This window comes from Micromonospora profundi, assembly GCF_011927785.1.
Classification (GTDB): domain Bacteria; phylum Actinomycetota; class Actinomycetes; order Mycobacteriales; family Micromonosporaceae; genus Micromonospora; species Micromonospora profundi.
In genome coordinates this window covers 4,228,556-4,247,330 of the sequence record NZ_JAATJK010000001.1, presented here as the reverse complement: position 1 = coordinate 4,247,330, position 18,775 = coordinate 4,228,556, and the positions used below count along the sequence as shown (strand labels likewise).

Annotated in this window: 17 protein-coding genes; 10 read left to right on the top strand and 7 right to left on the bottom strand. The window is 71.0% G+C overall.

Annotated features, from left to right (window positions below; translation table 11 throughout):
- Window positions 1–43: 43 nt before the first annotated feature.
- The 4 genes from F4558_RS18615 (at window position 44) to F4558_RS18600 (ending at window position 4,430) form a co-directional block, all read left to right on the top strand.
- Window positions 44–1,018, top strand: a complete 975-nt coding sequence (locus F4558_RS18615; RefSeq protein ID WP_053653527.1) for a carbohydrate ABC transporter permease — start codon at window positions 44–46, stop codon at window positions 1,016–1,018.
- A gap of 10 nt (window positions 1,019–1,028) precedes the next feature.
- Complete coding sequence (locus tag F4558_RS18610) at window positions 1,029–1,871, top strand: carbohydrate ABC transporter permease (RefSeq protein WP_053653528.1); 843 nt, start codon at window positions 1,029–1,031, stop codon at window positions 1,869–1,871.
- Window positions 1,868–3,301, top strand: a complete 1,434-nt coding sequence (locus F4558_RS18605) for a GH1 family beta-glucosidase (RefSeq protein WP_167945309.1) — start codon at window positions 1,868–1,870, stop codon at window positions 3,299–3,301. Before F4558_RS18610 ends, F4558_RS18605 begins: the two co-directional genes overlap by 4 nt.
- Window positions 3,302–3,383: 82 nt before the next feature.
- Window positions 3,384–4,430, top strand: a complete 1,047-nt coding sequence (locus F4558_RS18600; RefSeq protein WP_167945307.1) for a LacI family DNA-binding transcriptional regulator — start codon at window positions 3,384–3,386, stop codon at window positions 4,428–4,430.
- Window positions 4,431–4,507: 77 nt separating this feature from the next.
- Here F4558_RS18600 and F4558_RS18595 read toward each other — a convergent pair whose 3' ends face one another.
- Window positions 4,508–5,728 (bottom strand): acyl-CoA dehydrogenase family protein, encoded by a 1,221-nt coding sequence (locus F4558_RS18595; protein WP_167945305.1) that lies wholly within the window; start codon window positions 5,726–5,728, stop codon window positions 4,508–4,510.
- A complete protein-coding gene (locus F4558_RS18590; protein WP_053653532.1) occupies window positions 5,728–6,807 on the bottom strand; it encodes a phosphotransferase family protein in 1,080 nt (359 codons plus the stop codon). Before F4558_RS18590 ends, F4558_RS18595 begins: the two co-directional genes overlap by 1 nt.
- Before the next feature lie 144 nt (window positions 6,808–6,951).
- Here F4558_RS18590 and F4558_RS18585 point away from each other — a divergent pair, with 144 nt between their 5' ends.
- The gene (locus F4558_RS18585) at window positions 6,952–7,653 is read left to right on the top strand and encodes an ACT domain-containing protein (protein ID WP_053653660.1); all 702 of its coding nucleotides are present in this window, start codon (window positions 6,952–6,954) and stop codon (window positions 7,651–7,653) included.
- An 88-nt stretch (window positions 7,654–7,741) separates the two neighbouring features.
- Window positions 7,742–8,806 carry a GNAT family N-acetyltransferase gene (locus F4558_RS18580; RefSeq protein WP_053653533.1) on the top strand — a complete coding sequence of 355 codons (1,065 nt, stop codon included), beginning with the start codon at window positions 7,742–7,744 and terminating at the stop codon, window positions 8,804–8,806.
- 41 nt (window positions 8,807–8,847) lie between these two features.
- Here F4558_RS18580 and F4558_RS18575 read toward each other — a convergent pair whose 3' ends face one another.
- Both F4558_RS18575 and F4558_RS18570 read right to left on the bottom strand, forming a co-directional pair.
- Window positions 8,848–9,240 carry a VOC family protein gene (locus F4558_RS18575; protein ID WP_167947555.1) on the bottom strand — a complete coding sequence of 131 codons (393 nt, stop codon included), beginning with the start codon at window positions 9,238–9,240 and terminating at the stop codon, window positions 8,848–8,850.
- Between the two features lie 94 nt (window positions 9,241–9,334).
- Window positions 9,335–10,900 (bottom strand): aldehyde dehydrogenase family protein, encoded by a 1,566-nt coding sequence (locus tag F4558_RS18570; protein WP_053653534.1) that lies wholly within the window; start codon window positions 10,898–10,900, stop codon window positions 9,335–9,337.
- Window positions 10,901–11,322: 422 nt separating this feature from the next.
- Here F4558_RS18570 and F4558_RS18565 point away from each other — a divergent pair, with 422 nt between their 5' ends.
- A complete protein-coding gene (locus F4558_RS18565) occupies window positions 11,323–14,220 on the top strand; it encodes a glycoside hydrolase family 9 protein (protein ID WP_167945303.1) in 2,898 nt (965 codons plus the stop codon).
- 104 nt (window positions 14,221–14,324) lie between these two features.
- Window positions 14,325–14,852, top strand: coding sequence for a DUF488 domain-containing protein (locus F4558_RS18560; protein WP_167945301.1), 528 nt, complete (start codon window positions 14,325–14,327; stop codon window positions 14,850–14,852).
- Between the two features lie 9 nt (window positions 14,853–14,861).
- Here F4558_RS18560 and F4558_RS18555 read toward each other — a convergent pair whose 3' ends face one another.
- From F4558_RS18555 to bioB, 3 genes are read right to left on the bottom strand one after another with little or no spacing between them, the layout of a single operon-like run.
- Window positions 14,862–15,368 (bottom strand): GNAT family N-acetyltransferase, encoded by a 507-nt coding sequence (locus F4558_RS18555; protein ID WP_167945299.1) that lies wholly within the window; start codon window positions 15,366–15,368, stop codon window positions 14,862–14,864.
- 3 nt (window positions 15,369–15,371) lie between these two features.
- Complete coding sequence (gene bsaP / locus F4558_RS18550) at window positions 15,372–15,581, bottom strand: biotin synthase auxiliary protein BsaP (protein WP_167945297.1); 210 nt, start codon at window positions 15,579–15,581, stop codon at window positions 15,372–15,374.
- Between the two features lie 23 nt (window positions 15,582–15,604).
- Window positions 15,605–16,600, bottom strand: a complete 996-nt coding sequence (gene bioB / locus F4558_RS18545; protein ID WP_053653538.1) for a biotin synthase BioB — start codon at window positions 16,598–16,600, stop codon at window positions 15,605–15,607.
- Between the two features lie 197 nt (window positions 16,601–16,797).
- On the opposite strand from bioB, the gene F4558_RS18540 reads away from it, so the two are divergent.
- Together F4558_RS18540 and bioD are read left to right on the top strand one after the other, a co-directional pair.
- A complete protein-coding gene (locus F4558_RS18540) occupies window positions 16,798–17,934 on the top strand; it encodes an 8-amino-7-oxononanoate synthase (protein ID WP_167947553.1) in 1,137 nt (378 codons plus the stop codon).
- Window positions 17,935–18,069: 135 nt separating this feature from the next.
- Window positions 18,070–18,774 carry a dethiobiotin synthase gene (gene bioD / locus F4558_RS18535; protein ID WP_167947551.1) on the top strand — a complete coding sequence of 235 codons (705 nt, stop codon included), beginning with the start codon at window positions 18,070–18,072 and terminating at the stop codon, window positions 18,772–18,774.
- Window position 18,775: the final 1 nt, after the last annotated feature.

Below are 18,775 nucleotides of genomic sequence, written 5' to 3'. Positions count from 1 at the left end.
CCTGCGCGAGGGCCCCCGGGCCTCGCCGGAAAAGGAAATTCGCATGAGCCTGTCGGCCACGACGGCGCCGCCGTCGCCAGCAGCACCTCCTCCTTCTCGCGACGTCTCCTCACGACGTCGCCGGGGAAGGTTGCTCAACCGTCTCGACGTCAAGTACTCGCCGTACCTCTACATCGCCCCGTTCTTCCTGATCTTCGGCACGTTCGGGCTGTACCCGATGGTGCGTACCGCCTGGATGTCCCTGCACGACTGGGACATGATCGGCGACCACTCGTTCATCGGCTTCGACAACTACACCCGGTTGATGTCCGACGAGTACTTCTGGAACGCGCTGGTCAACACGTTCGGCATCTTCGCACTGTCGACCATCCCGCAGTTGCTGCTCGCCCTCTTCCTGGCGAACCTGCTCAACCGGACCCTCCTGCGCGCCAAGACCTTCTTCCGGATGGCCATCTTCATGCCGAACGTGGTGTCGGTGGCCGCCGTCGCGATCGTCTTCGGGATGCTGTTCCAGCGGGAGTTCGGCCTGTTCAACTGGCTGCTCAGCTTCGTCGGTGTCGACCCGGTCGACTGGGACGGGCAGCGGTGGAGTTCCTGGTTCGCCATCTCCTCCATGGTCAACTGGCGGTGGACCGGGTACAACACCCTGATCCTGCTCGCCGGCATGCAGGCCATCCCGAAGGACCTCTACGAGGCCGCGGCGATCGACGGCGCCAGCCCGTGGCGGCAGTTCTGGCAGATCACCCTGCCCATGCTCAAGCCCACCTTCATCTTCGTGGTCATCCTGTCCACGATCGGCGGCATGCAGCTCTTCACCGAGCCCCTGCTCTTCGGCAACGGCAACATCATCGGCGGCAACCAGCGGGAGTTCCAGACGCTGGCCATGTACATGTACGAGATGGGCATCGTGAACCTGAACACCGCCGGCTACGGAGCCGCGGTCGCCTGGGCGATCTTCATGATCATCGTCGTGGTGTCGCTGTTCAACTTCCTACTCGTCCGCCGCTCGGCGAAGTGAGGAGAGATCGATGATCTCGGCTTCCCAGCGCCTGTGGCGCACCAGCCCGCTGACCTACATGGCGCTCGTCCTGGCGGCGCTGCTGTCGATCTACCCGTTCTACTACATGCTGGTGATCGGCAGCCGCAGCCTGGACAACATCAACGACGTGCCGCCGCCGCTGACCCCCGGCGGGGCGTTCGGTGACAACTTCGGGCGGGTGCTCGACAACGACGCCGCCAACTTCCTCACCGGCATGATGAACTCGATCATCGTCTCCTCGGTGGTCACCGTGTCGGTGGTGCTCACCGGTTCGCTGGCCGGGTTCGCCTTCGCCAAACTGCGGTTCCGGGGCAGCAACGCCCTCCTGCTGGCGATCATCGTCACCATGATGATCCCGACCCAGATGGGCCTCATCCCGCTCTGGGGCATGATGCAGGACCTGGGCTGGTACGACACCCTCTACGCGGTCACCGTGCCGTTCCTGGTCAGCGCCTTCGGCGTGTTCATGATGCGGCAGTACGCCAGCCAGGCCATCTCCGACGAGCTGATCGAGGCCGGCCGCGTCGACGGGGCGAGCACGTTCCGGATCTACTGGAGCATCGTGCTGCCCGCGCTGCGTCCCGCCGCCGGCGTCCTCGGTCTGCTGACCTTCATGGAGACCTGGAACTCGTTCCTCTGGCCGTACGCCATCCTCTCTCCGGAGAACCCGACCCTTCAGGTCTCGCTCTCCTTCCTCTCGTACGCCTACTACACCGACTACTCCCAGGTGTTCGCCGCCACGGCGATCGGCACCATCCCCCTGGTGATCGTCTTTCTCGTGTTTGGCCGCCAGATCATTGGCGGGATCATGGAAGGTGCCGTCAAGTCGTGAGCAACCCCGCCAGCCCACCCGCCGTCGACGTCCTCGACGAGCGCCAGGGGCTGACCTTTCCACCCGGTTTCCTGTGGGGTGCCGCGACCGCGGCATACCAGATCGAAGGGGCTGCGGCCGAGGACGGCCGTACCCCGTCGATCTGGGACACGTTCAGCCACACCGACGGCCTGGTGGTCGCCGGGCACACCGGCGACGTGGCGTGCGACCACTACCACCGGCTCGGCGGCGACGTCGCGCTGATGGCGGAGATGGGCCTGAAGTCGTACCGTTTCTCGGTCTCCTGGCCCCGGGTGCAGCCCGGCGGTACGGGCGCTGCCAACCCGCAGGGCCTGGACTTCTACCGGCGCCTCGTCGACGAGTTGCTCGCGAACGGCATCGAGCCGTGGCTCACCCTCTACCACTGGGACCTTCCCCAGGAGTTGGAGGACGCCGGTGGCTGGCCGGCCCGGGACACCGCCGCCCGGTTCGCCGACTACACGACGCTTGTCGCCGACGCGCTCGGTGACCGGGTGCGCTACTGGACGACGCTGAACGAGCCGTGGTGCTCGGCGTTCCTGGGCTACGGTTCGGGCGTGCACGCTCCGGGCCGGTCGAACGGGGCGGACGCGGTCCGCGCCGGACACCACCTGATGCTCGGGCACGGGCTTGCCGTGCAGGCGCTGCGGGCAGCACGGCCCACCGCCGAGGTGGGTGTGACGGTCAACCTCTACCCGGTCGACCCGGCCAGTGACGCCCCCGCCGACGTGGACGCGGCCCGGCGGATCGACGCGCTGGCCAACCGCTTCTTCCTCGACCCGCTGCTGCGCGGGTCGTACCCGGCGGATCTGGTGTCCGACCTCAGCACGGTGACTGACTTCGATCACGTGCACGACGGCGACCTGGCGACCATCTCCACGCCGCTGGACCTGGTCGGGATCAACTACTACAGCCGGCACGTCGTCGCGGCTCCCGCCGAGGGCGCCGAGCCGGAGCCGTACTGGCGGGCACCGTCCTGCTGGCCGGGCAGCGAGGACGTCCGGTTCGTCTCCCGGGGCTTCCCGGTCACCGACATGGGCTGGGAGATCGACGCCCCGGGTCTGGTCGAGACGCTGCGTCGGGTGCACGAGGACTACACCGACCTGCCGCTCTACGTCACCGAGAACGGCTCCGCGTTCGTCGACGAGGTCGTCGACGGGCAGGTCGACGATGTCGACCGGCTGGGCTACTTCGACGCCCACCTGCGCGCCGCGCACGAGGCAATCGATGCAGGGGTGCCCCTGAAGGGCTACTTCGCCTGGTCGCTGATGGATAATTTCGAGTGGGCCTGGGGTTACACAAAGCGTTTCGGCATGATCCATGTCGATTACGACACCCAGACCCGGATCCCCAAGTCCAGCGCCAGGTGGTACGCCTCGGTGATCCGACGCAACGGTCTGGCCGCACAATAGGCTCGGGCCAGCCATCAGGGCGGTCCTGGTGTCCACCTCCCGCAGGTGGCGCCAGGCCCGCCCGCCGTCGGAGGAGCAGACGATGACAACGCAGCGCACCCGGTCGCTCGGGCGCCCGACCCTCGACGCGGTCGCGGCGCGCGCCGGCGTGGGTCGGGGCACGGTCTCCCGCGTGGTCAACGGCTCGCCTCAGGTCAGCCCGGAGGCCCGGGCCGCGGTCCAACAGGCGATCGCCGAGCTGGGGTACGTCCCGAACAGGGCTGCCCGCGCACTTGTCACCCAACGGACCGACTCCGTGGCGCTGGTGGTGTCCGAATCCGGCGAGCGGGTCTTCACCGAGCCGTTCTTCGCCGGCATCGTGCGGGGGATCAGCTCCGGGCTGCTGGAGACGCCCATGCAGCTCTGGCTGGCGATGGCCCAGTCACCGGTGGAGCGCGAGCGCGTCGAACACCACCTGACCAACCAGCACGTCGACGGCGTACTCCTGTTGTCGTTGCACGACTCGGACCCGCTGCCGACCCTGCTGGAGGAGCGGAACCTGCCCGCCGTGCTCGGCGGCCGGCCGGCACGGATGCTGCAACCCGGCGCGCAGCCGGCCTGGTTCGTCGATGTGGACAACGTTGGCGGAGCGCGGCAGGCGGTGGAGTATCTGACCGGCCAGGGGCGCCGTCGGATCGCCACCATCGCCGGCCCACAGGACATGGGGGTGGGCCTGGCCCGGTTGGCCGGCTACACCGAGGCCGTCAAGGCCACCGGGACCGGCGTCAACCCCGACCTGATCGCGTACGGCGACTTCAGCGAGGGCAGCGGCGCGACAAGCATGCGCCGGCTGCTGAACGCCTGCCCGGATCTGGACGCGGTGTTCGTCGCGTCCGACCTGATGGCGTTCGGTGCGCTGCGTACCCTGCGGGAGTTCGGCCGACGGGTCCCCGAGGACGTCGCGGTGATCGGCTTCGACGACGCGCCGGTCGCCCGGCAGGCCGACCCGCCGCTGTCCACTGTCTTCCAGCCGGTGGAGGAGATGGGTCGGCAGATGGCCCGCCTGCTGGTGGCTCGCATCCGTGGCGAAGACATCCCCGCCCAGCACATCCTCCTGGACACCCAGCTGATCCACCGAGCCTCCGCCTAACCCGCCCCGCCCCGCCTCTGCTCCGCCCCGCCTCTGCGCGGCCGGCGCCAGCAGCGGGCGGGGCGTGGGGCGTGGTGTCAGGCGGGGGTGGAGGTCCAGCGGCGGAGTTCGCGTTTGGCGAGGGAGTTGCGGTGGACCTCGTCGGGGCCGTCGGCCAGGCGTAGCGTGCGTGCCTGCGCCCACAGGGCAGCCAGTGGGGTGTCCTGGCTGACGCCCGCGCCGCCGTACCCCTGGATGGCCTTGTCGATCACCCACTCCGCCATCGCCGGCGTGCCGATCTTGATGGCCTGGATCTCGGTGTGGGCGCCCTTGTTGCCGACGGTGTCCATCAGCCAGGCCGTCTTGAGCACCAGCAGGCGGGCCTGTTCGATGCGGACCCGCGACTCGGCGATCCACTCCCGGACGACGCCCTGCTCCGCGAGGGGTCGGCCGAAGGCGATCCGCTCGTTGGCCCGGCGGCAGAGCAGTTCCAGTGCCCGTTCGGCCATGCCGATCAGCCGCATGCAGTGGTGGATGCGGCCCGGGCCGAGTCGGGCCTGGGCGATGGCGAAGCCGGTGCCCTCCGCGCCGATCAGGTTCTCCGCAGGCACCCGCACGTCGGTGAAGTCGATCTCGGCGTGCCCGCCGTGGGAACCGTCGGTGTAGCCGAAGACGTGCATGCCCCGGCGCACCGTCACCCCTGGGGTGTCCCGGGGGACCAGCACCATGCTCTGCTGGCGGTGCCGATCGGCCGCGGGGTCGGTCTTGCCCATCACGATGAAGATCTCGCAGCGCGGGTCCATCGCCCCGGACGACCACCACTTGCGGCCGTTGATCACGTACTCGTCGCCCTCGCGGCTGATCCGGGTCGCGATGTTCGTGGCGTCGGAGGACGCGACGTCCGGCTCGGTCATGCAGAACGCGGAGCGGATCTCGCCCTCCAGCAGCGGCATGAGCCACCGCTCCCGCTGCGCCTCGGAACCGAACTCGGCGAGCAACTCCATGTTGCCGGTGTCCGGTGCCGCGCAGTTGACAGCCTCCGGCGCCAGGTGCGGGCTGCGGCCGGTCAGCTCGGCCAGCGGCGCGTACTGGAGGTTGGTGAGGCCGGCCCCGTAACGCGGGTCGGGCAGGAACAGGTTCCACAGGCCGCGCCTGCGGGCCTCCGCCTTCAGCTCGGCCAGCACCGGGGTACGCGACCACGGATCGCCGGCTGCCACCTGCTCGGCGTGTACGGCCTCGGCCGGGTAGACGTGCTCGGTCAGGAACCGGGTCAGCTCGTCGCGCAGCTCCTCGGTCCTTGTGTCGTACGAGAAGTCCATCACCGCTCCCTGGCGGCGGTCAGCCCGTGCGCGACCAGCGGTGCCACCATGTCGCCGATCCGGTCGAAGCCCTCGCCGAGGGTCTGGCCGAGCGTGTGCCGGTAGTGGATGCCCTCGCAGATGACAGCGAGCTTGAAGCAGCCCAACGCCACGTGCCAGTGCAGGGGGCCGACGTCGACGTCGCTGCGGCCGGCGTACCTGTCGATCAGCTCGGCGCCGGTGGGGAACCCGGCGTGCGGGCCGAGCCCGTCGGCGACCGGGTTGCCGGCGGCCTTCTCGCTGCCACCCAGCACGTCCCAGTACGTCAGCAGCAGCCCCAGGTCGGCGAGGGGGTCCCCGAGGGTGGCCATCTCCCAGTCGAGGACGGCGTGCACGGCCACCGGGTCGGCCGAGGCGAGGAGGTTGTCGAGCCGGTAGTCGCCGTGCACGATCCGGCCGGCGTTGGCGCCCTCCGGTGCGGTCGCCGCCAACAGGTCCCGCAGTTCGTCGATGCCGGGCAGGTCGCGGCTGCGCGAGCGGTCGAGCTGCCCGGCCCAGCGGCGGATCTGCCGGGCCAGGTAGCCGTCCGGGCGGCCGAAGTCGTCAAGCCCGACGGCAGCGGGTTCGACGGTGTGCAGCGCGGCGAGCGTGTCCATCATCGCCATGGCAAGTGCGCGGCGTCGGTCGTCGCCGAGCGGGTCGGTCTGTGCGCGGGTGCGGAACACCTCGCCGGGCACCCGTTCCATCAGATAGAACGGTGCGCCGATCACGTCGGGGTCGGTGCAGAGCAGCAGCGCCTCGGGCACCGGCACCGCGGTCGGGGCCAGCGCCGAGATGACCCGGAACTCGCGGCCCATGTCGTGGGCGGTCGCCAGCACGTGCCCCAGCGGGGGTCGGCGGAGCACCACCTCGCGGTCGCCGAGGCGCAGCAGGTAGGTGAGGTTGGATTTGCCGCCGGCGATCAGTCGGGCCTGCAACGGCCCCGCCGCCAACCCGGGTCGGTGCTCCGCCAGGTAGCCGGCGAGTCGATCGAGAGCAAGGCCGGTGGGGGAGGCCGGAACCGCGCCCGTCCGGAGCGCGTCGACGGACGGATCGGTCATCCGACTAGTTGATGGCAGCTCGCTCGCGTTGTCAAGGTCAGATTTTCCCCCGGGACATGCCCCTGCAACAGGGGCGAAATGGTCACCGAACAGGCTGTGACCAGCCTGCCGGCCCTCGCCGGCCCGCCGAGCGGAGGGACAGACATGTTGCTGCGAGTTCGGGTCACACTGCCGGACCGTCCGGGCACCCTCGGCCAGGTTGCCCGCACGCTGGGTGTCTCCGGCGCGGACATCGTCCAGGTGGTGGTCCTCGAACGCCTCGGCGGGCGCGCGGTGGACGACTTCACAGTCGTCTGGCCGGGCGCGGCCCGGGTCGAGCGGCTGCTGGCCGGTCTCGCGGCGATCCCCGGCGTACGGGTGGACGGTGTGTGGCGGGCGATCGGCGCGCCCACCACCACCGGGCAGGACGCGGAGCTGCTGGCCCAGGTAGCGGCCAACCCGGCCGACGGTCTCGCGACCCTTGTCGACGCGGTGCCGGGGCTGCTGGCGGCGGACTGGGCGGTGGCCGCCGTGGTGCCTGTTGACTGGGCTTCGCGGACGGGAGGCGGCGGTGCCACCGTGGGGCACGCGAGTTGGCGTGCGCCCGTACCCCCGCGGTTGCCGGAGGTGACGCCGCTGCGCGGCCGGTCGGTGACCACGCCCGACGGCACCCACCACGCGATCACGCCGTTCGGCCGGGCCGGCCTGGTGCTGGTGGTGGCCCGGGAGTACAGCGAGACGCTCTGCGCCGCGAACTTCCACAGCACTGAGGTCGACCGGCTCACCCAGCTCGTCCGGGCCAGTGCGGTGATCCTCGGCGACCGGCTGGACCTGGTGGGCGCGCCGCCGGTGGTCGCCGGCCCCTGACCGTCGGAGATTTCCGGGCTCGACACCGCCGGGCAATCGGGCGGCAACAGCCGGGGACGAGGCTCTGACGTGGGGAAGGGAGCCAACCATGACGTTGTGGCGGATCAGGGCCACCGTGGACGACCGGCCGGGTTACCTGTCGGTCCTCACGGCGAGCCTGGCGCTGCGTGGGGTCAACATCCTCACCGTGCAGGTGCAGCCCACCGAACAGGGTGCGGTGGACGATTTCCTCGTCGACGCACCGGACACGCTCGACGAGGCCGGGCTGATCGCCGCCGTCGAGCGGGGTCGCGGCCGGCACTGCTGGGTGGCGCGCAGCGAGGCGCGCGGCCTTGTCGACCAGCCCACCCGGATGCTCGGGCTGGCCAACCGCCTGGTACGCGACCCGGACGCGGCAGGCGAGGCGCTGCGGACCTTGCTCGGTGCCGACTCGGTCAGCTGGCGGCCGGCGTCGGCAAGCGCCGAGCGGGGCATCGTCGACGCGACAATGCTGCTGGCCGACCCGGCGGGCGGCTCGTTCACGTTGCGGCGGGCGGCACCGGCCTTCACCCCGGCGGAGTACGCGCGGGCGCAGGCTTTGGTCGAGCTGGCCGCGACAGTGGCGCGGCGGTCCGCCGAGCAGGTCACACTGGTCTTGCCCGACGGCGCCGAGGTGGCCGTCCGGCCGGCCTGCGCGGACGACCTGCCCGGCGTGCTGGAGTTGCACGAGGGCTGTTCCCCGCGAAGCCGGCAGCGGCGTTACCTGGGCGGAGCGTCGCTGCCCCAGCCGGCCCGGCTGCGTCGGGTCCTGGAGCCGAACCGAGGGCTGACACTGCTGGCCACGGCGGCGGCCTCCGACGGTGCGGCGGAGTCCGTTGTCGCCATGGCCAACCTGCTCGGCGAAGGTGACGAGGCCGAGGTGGCGCTGCTGGTACGCGACGACTGGCAGCGGCGTGGGCTCGGTTCGGCGCTGCTGCGCCGGCTGGCCCGGCACGCCGACGCGGCCGGTTACGAGGCGCTGGTGCTGCACGTGCAGGCCGAGAACACGCCGATGCTGCGTACCCTGCGTCGGCTGGACCGGCCCACCGTCACCGAACGCGACGGCACCCTGCTCAACCTAACCGTGCCGCTGGCCGCAGAAAGGAAGGGCACCCTTTTAACGCCTGGTGCATAGGAAGGGCCCCTTGTTAACCGCCGGGGCGGCTCACGGCCGGGTCAACGCGCGGAGGGCTCGCGGCGGCCCGACAGGCAGAACCGGTTGCCCTCCGGGTCGGCGAGGACCACGTACGGCGGTTCGGTCTGGTGGGGATCCGTGGGGTAGTGGCGCCAGTCCACCCGCTGGGCGCCGAGCGCGAGTAGCCGGTCGAGCTCCTCGTCGAGGCTGCGTTCGCCAGCGTCCAGGTCGATGTGAAGCCGAGGAAACTCCTGCGCCGCGCTCTCGCTGAGGTCCATGGCGATGGCCGTGCCCGACGTTCCTGGCGGCGGCTCCAGCACTATCCACTCGTCACCGTCATATCGACGTGCCCGGCGGCGGTAGCCGAGGGCTGCGGCCCAGAACCGTCCCGCGCGCTCGGGGTCGGACACGCCCAGGGAGAGCTGTTCGATCATCGCCACCGCTCGACGGTACGCGACGCTGCGCTGTTAATAAGGGCCCCCTGCTCTACATCAGGCGTTAACAGGGGGCCCTTCCTTGCAAAGCTGGTTAGGTGGCGGGGTAGCTGTTGTAGTCGGGGAAGTTGCCGTACAGCCGGTTGTCGCCGCCCACAGTGACCGCCTGCACCAGCAGGTCGCCGCCGACGAACGCGCCCTTCCAGGACGCGCCCCGACCGCCGAACGGCTCGTCCCGGTCGCCGCGCGAGCGTGGCTTGTTGATGCCCACCTTGAACGCCTGGAGGTCCACGGCGAGCTTGCCGGCCTCGTCGGTGTCGTCGCAGGCCAGTGAGGCGACGAGCGCGCCGTTGGAGGCGTTCATCGCGGCCAGCAGCTCGTCGGTGGTGTCCACGACGACGATCGTGTCGACAGGCCCGAACGGTTCGGCGTGCATCAGCCGGGACCGGCCGGGCGGGGCGAGCAGCACCGACGGCGCGACGTACGCGGAGGTGTCCTGACCCGGCAGGAACGGCGCGCCGGTCAACTTGCCCCGGTGCAGGGGCACCGCCCCGCCGCGGACCGCCTCGTCGACCTTGCGGTGCAGCTCGTCGGCCTTTGCGGCGCTGATCAGCGGCCCGAAGTCCAGCTCGGGCAGCGGGTCGCCGGCGGTCCAGTCGTCGCCGACGGCAAGCGGGTGGCCGAAGCGCACCGAGCGTACGACCGGCAGGTACATGTCGAGGAACTCGTCGACCAGGTCGCGCTGGACCACGAACCGGGGGTACGCGGTGCAGCGCTGCTTGCCGTACTCGAAGCCCTTCTTGAGGTGCGTGGCGAGCAGGTCCCACTGGGAGAAGTTCCAGATGCCCCAGGCGTTGAGGCCCTCCTGCTCGATGAAGTGGCGTTTGTCGCTGTCGAGCAGCGCGGCGGCGACCTTGCCGCCGTTGGAGCGGCCGCCGACGAAGGCCACAGCGCCGATCTCGGGTGCGCGGACCAGCACTTCGGACAGTTCCTCGCCGCCGCCGGAGACGAGGGTGGCGGGCAGCCCGGCCCGGCGCATCAGCGCGTGCGCGACGGTCAGGCAGACAGCGCCGCCCTGCGACGGGGTCTTGGCGATGACGGCGTTGCCGGCCAGCAGCTGCACCAACTCGGCGTGCACCAGGACGCTCATCGGGTAGTTCCAGGAGGCGATGTTGCTGACCGGTCCGGGCAGCGGCTCGCGGCCGTCGGCGAGCATCCGGTCGATCTCTTCGGCGTACCAGCGGACGCCGTCGAGTGCCCGGTCCACGTCGGCGCAGGCCAGCCGCCACGGCTTGCCGATCTCCCACACCAGCAGCAGGGCGAGCAGGTCGCGGTGCGCGGTGAGGGCCTCCAGCGCGTCGGCCACGCGGGCCTTGCGGTCGGCCAGCGGGGTCGCGGCCCAGGCCCGGTGGGCGTCGGCGGCGTACGCGACGGCGGCGCGGGCGCTGTCGGCGTCGAGCCGGGGCAGGTTGATGATGACCGTGTTGTCCACAGGCGTACGGGCGGGTGCGGGGCGACCCACTGCCCGCCAGTCGCCCTCGATGAGGTTGTGCAGCGTGGTGACGCCGTCGACGTCGGCGCCGAACGCCTCGGGAGTGGCGGCCACCGCGCGGGCGAGGACGTCGGACCAGGCAGTGCCCTCGGCGAGTCGTAGTGCCATCGCGTTCTCCTCTGGTTGCCGGGGAGCGGCGGCGTCGATGGCACCGCTGGTGATCGGTACTGTCTCGCGGCGAGTAGCGGGTCAGCAACAGTACGTTCGTATGGCAGAGGTTCGATGGCCTGCGTGCCCGCGCAATCGAGGTGGGCGGATGGCCTCCGACCTGCGGCCCTAATCAGTAACTTATCGACGGACATCGATGATGTGAGATAGCTCAGGGTGACTGTCAGCGGTTACCCATGAGTACGAGAAACGGGGCCGCTTCCCAACTGGCCACGCGCCCGATACATTGTCGCTTATCCATGGGAGCGCTTCCACGGCTGCCCGTGGTCACACCGCCACCCCCGCTGTCGCCGGTGGCCGTGCCGCCCCACGCCGTCCCGCGTTGGTGCGACCACCGGCGGCGCCTCCGACAGGAGCCTGCCATGCGTCACCTGACAGGGCCGTCCACCGGCCACCCCGGCCGGTCTCCGGTCGCCGATCAGCCCTGGCCCCGGCGGCTGCTGGCCGCCGGTGTCGCACTGCTCACCGGGCTGTCCCTCGCTGTCGCCGCGCCACCGGCCGGCCCGGCGTCCGCCGCGCCGGCGTTCAACTACGCCGAGGCGTTGCAGAAGTCGCTGCTCTTCTACGAGGCGCAGCAGTCCGGCCGGCTGCCCGACTGGAACCGGGTCTCCTGGCGAGGCGACAGCGCGCTGACCGACGGCGCCGACGCGGGGCTCGACCTCACCGGCGGCTGGTACGACGCCGGTGACCACGTCAAGTTCGGCTTCCCCATGGCGTTCAGCGCAACGATGCTGGCGTGGGGCGCGGTGGAGTACCGCAGCGGCTACACGTCCTCCGGGCAACTGCCGCACCTGCTCAACAACCTGCGGTTCGTCAACGACTACTTCATCAAGGCGCACCCGTCGGCGAACGTCCTCTACGGGCAGGTCGGCAAGGGCGACGACGACCACAAGTGGTGGGGTCCGGCAGAGGTCATGCCGATGGCGCGACCCGCGTACAAGATCGATGCGAGCTGCGGCGGCGCGGACCTGGCCGGCGAGACGGCGGCCGCGATGGCCGCCTCCTCGATGGTGTTCCGGCCCACCGACGTCGCCTACGCGGACAAGCTGCTCACGCACGCCCGGCAGCTCTACACGTTCGCCGACACGGTGCGGAAGTCCTACCACGAGTGCATCACCGACGCGACGAGCTTCTACCGCTCGTGGAGCGGCTGGCAGGACGAGCTGGTGTGGGGTGCCATCTGGCTGTACCGGGCCACCGGCGACGCCACCTACCTCGCCAAGGCCGAGAGCGAGTACGACAAGCTCGGCACCGAGAACCAGACCACCACCCGCTCCTACAAGTGGACCATCGCCTGGGACAACAAGCAGTTCGGCGCATACGTGCTGCTGGCCAACCTGACCGGCAAGCAGAAGTACGTCGACGACGCCAACCGCTGGCTGGACTACTGGACCGTCGGGGTCAACGGCCAGCGCGTGCCGTACTCGCCCGGCGGGATGGCGGTGCTCGACTCCTGGGGTGCACTGCGCTACGCCGCCAACACCTCCTTCGCCGCGCTCGTCTACAGCGACAAGACCACCGACACCACACGCAAGACGCGCTACCACGACTTCGCCGTCCGGCAGATCAACTACGCGCTCGGTGACAACCCGCGCAGCTCCAGCTACGTCATCGGGTTCGGCGCCAACTCGCCGCGCAACCCGCACCACCGCACCGCGCACGGCTCCTGGTGGGACAGCCAGACCGTGCCCGTCGAGACCCGGCACACCCTCTACGGCGCGCTTGTCGGCGGCCCGTCCTCGCCCAACGACGCGTACAGCGACAGCCGGTCGGACTACGTGATGAACGAGGTCGCCACCGACTACAACGCCGGCTTCACGTCCGCGCTGGTCCGGCTGACCTCCGAGTACGGCGGCACGCCGCTCGCCAACTTCCCGGTCGCCGAGACGCCCGACATCGACGAGCTGACAGTGGAGACCACCGTCATGCAGGCCGAACCCCGGGCCACCGGGCTCAAGGCGATCGTCTACAACAAGTCGGCGTTCCCGGCCCGCGCGCTTACCGACGGGAAGTTCCGGTACTACTTCCGGCCCGACGGCACCGGCCCGGTGCAGGTCACCGCCGGCTACACCCAGGGCTGCCCGTCCCCGACCACCGCCAAGCAGTTCAGCGGCGATATCTGGTACGTCGAGGTGGACTGCACCGGGCACACCATCGCACCGGCCGGGCAGTCGCAGCACCGGATGGAGGTCCAGTTCAAGATCGGTGTGCCCGAGGGTGGCACCTGGGACCCGACGAACGACCCGTCGTACCAGGCCACCGCAGGGCCGAACCGTAAGGTGCCGCTCTACTCCGGCACCACCCGCGTCTGGGGCGACGAGCCGGGGCCGGTCGTACCGGACACCGCAGCGCCGAGCGTGCCCGGCACGCCCGTCGCGTCCGCCGTCACGTCGAACGGGCTCACGCTGACCTGGGCCGCGTCCACCGACACCGGCGGCAGCGGCCTGGCCGGCTACGAGATCACCCAGTCGCAGACGGGCAGCGACGCGCTTGTGCTGCGTACCGCAACCACGAACACGCTCGCCGTGACCGGGCTGCTGCCGGAGCGGACGTACCAGTTCACAGTGCGGGCCCTCGACGGCGCCGGCAACCGGTCCGCGTCGTCGGCTGCCGTCAGCGTCACCACCCCGGCCGGACCGGCGCCGGACACGACAGCGCCCACCGCGCCTGGCACGCCTGTCGCCTCGGCGGTCACCGCCACCGGGCTCACCCTGAGCTGGGCGGCGTCGACCGACAACGTGGGCGTCACCGGCTACCGCGTCTACCGCGAGGCCGGCGCCACCGACGCGCTCGTCGCCTCACCGACCGGGACCACGGCGGCGGTGACCGGCCTGACCGCCTCGACGGCGTACCAGTTCTACGTGGTGGCCGTCGACGCGGCCGGCAACAACTCCGCGGCGTCCGCCCCGGTCGCGGTGACCACAGCGCCTCCGCCGGTCGGCGGCACCTGCAAGGTGGGGTACGCCACAAACGACTGGAGCACCGGCTTCACCGCCACGGTGACGATCACCAACACCGGCACCACCGCGCTCACCGGCTGGACGGTGCGGTGGAGCTTCACCGGCGGGCAGACCGTCAGCCAGGGCTGGTCGGCGACGGTCAGCCAGAGCGGCACGGCGGTCACCGCCACGAACCTCTCCTACAACGGCGCGCTCGCGCCCGGAGCGTCGGTGAGCTTCGGCTTCAACGGCAACCACAGCGGCAGCAACCCGAAGCCGACGGCCTTCACCGTCAACAACACCGCCTGCACCATCGCCTGAGCTGAAGATCTTGGACAGTTACCGTTCAGCCAGAACGGTAACTGTCCAAGATCTCGGCGCGCCGACCAGGGATAACCCGTCGGCGTTCGGGGCATCCCACAGTTGTGGGTGAGTTGCTGACCGTTGGGCACGGCACAGCCGACCGGGTGCGGCTGGGAGAGCTGCTGACCGGGGCCGGCGTGGCGCTCGTGGTGGACGTGCGGCGGTACCCGGCCAGCCGCACCAACCCCGACGTCCGGCGCGAGGAACTCGAACAGTGGCTGCCCACGTACGACATCGCCTACCGCTGGGAGCCACGCCTGGGCGGACGCCGGCACATCCCGGCCGGCGAGCCGGAGCCGGACACGTGGTGGACCGTCGCGGCGTTCCGGGCCTACGCCGCGTACACCCGCACTCCGGAGTTCGACGAGGCGCTGGCCGGTGTCCTGGCCGAGTCGGCCCAACTGACCACCGTGGTGATGTGCAGCGAGAGCCTCTGGTGGCGCTGCCACCGCCGGCTGATCGCCGACGTCGCGGTCCTCGGTCACGCCACGCCCGTGGCGCACCTGATGCCGGACGGGCGGCTCAGCCCGCACCAACCCGTCGAGGGCGCCCGGCGGCTCCCGGACGGGCACCTGCGCTGGGACGGTTGAGGCGCCCGGTCAGTCCACGAGGTCGTCGGCGAGCAGGTCCATCAGGAGGGCGTCGTGCCAACGGCCGTCCGCGCCGCGCTCGTACTTCCGCATGATGCCCACCGGACGGAAACCGACCTTCGCGTACGCGCGGATCGCGGCGCTGTTCGCCGCCGCCGGGTCGATGGTGAACCGGTGGTGGCCGTACTCGTCGATCAGGTGGCGGGCCAGGGTGCGGATGGCGTCCACACCGAGCCCCGCGCCGCGTACCGCCGGGTCGAGGAAGACGTCCAGACTTGCGTGCCGGTAGTCCGGGTCGGATTCGGCGTACCACTGGATCGCGCCGATCACCCGGCCGTCGTGCTCGATGGCGTACAGCGTCAGCTGGTCGTCGGCCAGGTCGGCGCGGACCGAGTCGGCCAGGTCGTCACCGCCGCGCCACCACCGGCGTACCTCCGGATCGGCCCGGACCGCCGCGAGAGCCGGCACGTCGTCGTCCGTCACCGGCCGCAACGTCACCGCACGCCCCCGCAGCACGTCTCAGCCCCGGATCTCGCCGTGCTCGACGCAGACCGCCGACCAGCCGACCGGAAGCACCTGCACCTTCATCCGGCGGCGGCAGTGCGCGCAGTAGCGCGGCGGCTCCAACGCCCGGGCCGCCGCGCACGGCTCGTGTCCACCGGTCGCCGTGTCCTCACCACACCTGTCGCACCAGCGGTGCGCCGGCACGGCCTCGACAAGCTCGGTCACGTCGTCCTTTCCGGATGTCGTTCCTACAGCGTCGCGGACAGCGCCTTCACGGGCATCTTCAACTCGTCGAGCAGCTCAAGGTCGGCGTTCGCCGAACGACCCAGCGTGGTCAGGTAGTTGCCGACGATCACCGCGTTGATGCCGCCGAGCAGGCCGGCCCGCGTACCCAGGTCGCCGAGGGTGATCTCGCGGCCGCCCGCGTACCGGAGGATGGTGCGCGGCATGGCCAGCCGGAACGCGGCGATGGCCCGCAGCGCGTCCTTGCCCTCGACCACCTGGCGGTCACCGAGCGGGGTGCCGGGGCGGGGGTTGAGGAAGTTCAGGGGCACCTCGTGCGGGTTGATCTCGGCGAGCTGCGCGGCGAACTCCGCCCGCTGCTCGACGGTCTCGCCGAGGCCGAGGATGCCGCCGCAGCACACCTCCATGCCGGAGTCGCGGACCATCCGCAGCGTCTCCCAACGCTCCTCCCACGAGTGGGTGGTGACCACGTTGGGGAAGTACGACCGGCAGGTCTCCAGGTTGTGGTTGTAGCGGTGCACACCCATGTCGACAAGGTCGTCGACCTGCTCCTGGGTGAGCATGCCCAGCGACGCGGCGACCTGGATGTCGACCTCGGCCTTGATGGCGGCGACGCCCTCGCGCATCTGCTTCATGAGGCGGGCGTCCGGGCCACGCACGGCGGCAACGATGCAGAACTCCGTCGCACCCGTCTTAGCGGTCTGCTTCGCGGCCTCGACCAGCGACGGGATGTCCAGCAGGACCGAGCGCACCGGCGAGGTGAACAGGCCGGACTGGGAGCAGAAGTGGCAGTCTTCCGGGCAACCGCCGGTCTTCAGCGAGACGATCCCCTCGACCTCGACCTCCGGGCCGCACCAGCGCATCCGCACGTCGTGGGCGAGCTGGAGGGCGGCGGGCAGGTGCTCGTCGGGCAGGTTCAGCACGGCGAGGACGCCGGCCTCGTCGAGACCGACACCGTCACCCAGGACCTGGGTACGGGCCTGGTCGAGGATCTCTGGCATGGCTCGTACCCTACAAGGCGCCCCGGTCAGCCGGAATGGCCCGCCAGGCGGTCGATCCCGCAGGGTCGCGGTGCCCACCCGGCAGGTGGCCGCGCAGGTCGGCGATGGGTGGATCCGTCGAGTTGGTGGGGACGGGTGGTAATTTCGCCCGGCGGGTGTCGGCGTGGCCGGCACCGGACGGCGGCGAAGGGGTGACGGTGGCGGACTGGCTGGCGGCGCTCGACCGCCGCGCGGAGTTGCGGGCCAAGGCCGGCTTGACCCGGCGACTGCATCCGCGTCCCGCCGACGACGGAATGACCGATCTGGCCGGCAACGACTACCTCGGCCTGGCCACCCACCCGGAGGTCACGGCCGCGGCGGCGACGGCTCTGTCGGCGTACGGGCTGGGAGCGACAGGGTCGCGCCTGGTTCGCGGGTCGACCGACGCGCACCAGGCGTTGGAGGACGAGCTGGCGCTGTGGCTGGGCACCGACAAGGCTCTCGTCTTCTCCTCCGGATACCTCGCGAACCTCGGTGCGCTGCGGGCTCTCGTCCAGCCTCGCACGCTGCTCGTGTCCGACGCGCACAACCACGCCTCGCTGATCGACGGCTGCCGGATCTCCGGCGCGGAGACTGTCGTCGCCGCGCACGCCGACGTGACTGCTGTCGCCGCGGCTCTCGCGGTGGCGCCGGGCCGCCCGGCGGTGGTGGTGACCGAGTCGGTGTTCTCGGTCGACGGTGATCTCGCCCCGCTGGCCGAGTTGCACGCGGTGGCCCGCCGCTACGGCGCGCTGCTGCTGATCGACGACGCGCACGGGCTCGGCGTGACCGGGCCGTCCGGTGCGGGCGCGGTGGCCGCGGCTGGGCTGGCCGGGGAGCCGGACGTGGTGGTGACCGCCACCCTGTCCAAGGCGCTCGGCGGCGCGGGTGGGGTGGTGGCCGGGCCGGCCGAGTTCGTCAGGCACCTTGTCGAGACCGGCCGTACGTTCATCTTCGACACCGCGCTGCCGCCGGCGGTCGCCGCCGGTGTGCACGCCGCGCTGCGGCTGGCCCGCGACGGTGACGACCTGCGGGCCGAGTTGGCCGACCGGGTGGCGTTGGCGGTGGGCCGGTTGCGGGCGGCCGGGCTGACGGTCTCCACGCCGGACGGGGCGGTGGTGTCGGTGACCGCGCCGGGCCCGGAGGCGGCGACGGCCTGGGCGGCCGATTGCCGCGACCGGGGTGTCGCGGTGGGCTGCTTCCGACCGCCGTCCACTCCGGACAGTCGTTCCCGGCTGCGCATCACCGTCAGCGCAGGGGTGCCAAGGGCGGATTTTGAGCGGGCGCTGGATGTCATCGTGGGTTCGGTCCCGTGAGCGCGAGGAGTGAGCCGGGTTTGCGAGCCCCGCAGTCGCGAGCCGAGGTTGTGCAGTGAGCGCGAGGAGTGAGCCGGGTTTGCGAGCCCCGCAGTCGCGAGCAGAGGCGACACAGTGAGCGCGTGGGAGGGGCCGGTGCTTGTCACCGGCACCGACACCGAGGTGGGCAAGACGGTGGTGACTGCGGCGATCACGGCTGCCGCGCAGGCCGCCGGGTTGCGGGTGGCTGTGGTCAAGCCGGGCCAGACGGGTACGGCCGGTGGGGAGCCCGGTGACGTGGACGTGGTCAACCGGTTGGCGGCTCCGCTCACGGGTCGCACTTTGGCCAGTTTTCCGGATCCGCTGGCTCCGTTGGCTGCCGCCCGGGTGGCGGATCTGCCGCCGTTGGAGTTGTACACGGCCGTGGACGCCGTCCGGGAAGAGGCGGACAAGCACGATCTGGTGCTGGTCGAGGGGGCCGGTGGTCTGCTGGTGCCGATGGGGCTGCGCCCGTCGGGGGAGCCGTGGACGATGGCGGATCTGGCGGTGTCGCTGGGTGCGCCGGCGGTGGTGGTCGCCCGTGCCGGGTTGGGCACGCTCAACCACACGGCGTTGACTCTCGAGGCGCTGGACCGGCGGGCGGTGCCGGCCGGCGTGGTTGTGGGTGCCTGGCCGTCGTCTCCGGAGTTGGTGCACTGGTCGAATCTCACCGACCTGGTGCCGAACCTGCTCGGTGCCGTGCCGGATGGCGCTGGCGCGATGGACCCGGGGGTGTTTCGTCGTTCCGCGCCGGGCTGGCTCACTCCGGCGCTGCACGGGGTGTTGGACGACTGGCGGGTGTGGGCCGAGGAGAGCAGCTGAA

Coding starts and splice junctions, on each gene's coding strand:
- F4558_RS18615 (WP_053653527.1), top strand. CDS start 44: ATGAGCCTGTCGGCCACGACGGCGCCGCCGTCGCCAGCAGCACCTCCT.
- F4558_RS18610 (WP_053653528.1), top strand. CDS start 1,029: ATGATCTCGGCTTCCCAGCGCCTGTGGCGCACCAGCCCGCTGACCTAC.
- F4558_RS18600 (WP_167945307.1), top strand. CDS start 3,384: ATGACAACGCAGCGCACCCGGTCGCTCGGGCGCCCGACCCTCGACGCG.
- F4558_RS18595 (WP_167945305.1), bottom strand. CDS start 5,728: ATGGACTTCTCGTACGACACAAGGACCGAGGAGCTGCGCGACGAGCTG.
- F4558_RS18590 (WP_053653532.1), bottom strand. CDS start 6,807: ATGACCGATCCGTCCGTCGACGCGCTCCGGACGGGCGCGGTTCCGGCC.
- F4558_RS18585 (WP_053653660.1), top strand. CDS start 6,952: ATGTTGCTGCGAGTTCGGGTCACACTGCCGGACCGTCCGGGCACCCTC.
- F4558_RS18580 (WP_053653533.1), top strand. CDS start 7,742: ATGACGTTGTGGCGGATCAGGGCCACCGTGGACGACCGGCCGGGTTAC.
- F4558_RS18575 (WP_167947555.1), bottom strand. CDS start 9,240: ATGATCGAACAGCTCTCCCTGGGCGTGTCCGACCCCGAGCGCGCGGGA.
- F4558_RS18570 (WP_053653534.1), bottom strand. CDS start 10,900: ATGGCACTACGACTCGCCGAGGGCACTGCCTGGTCCGACGTCCTCGCC.
- F4558_RS18565 (WP_167945303.1), top strand. CDS start 11,323: ATGCGTCACCTGACAGGGCCGTCCACCGGCCACCCCGGCCGGTCTCCG.
- bioB (WP_053653538.1), bottom strand. CDS start 16,600: ATGCCAGAGATCCTCGACCAGGCCCGTACCCAGGTCCTGGGTGACGGT.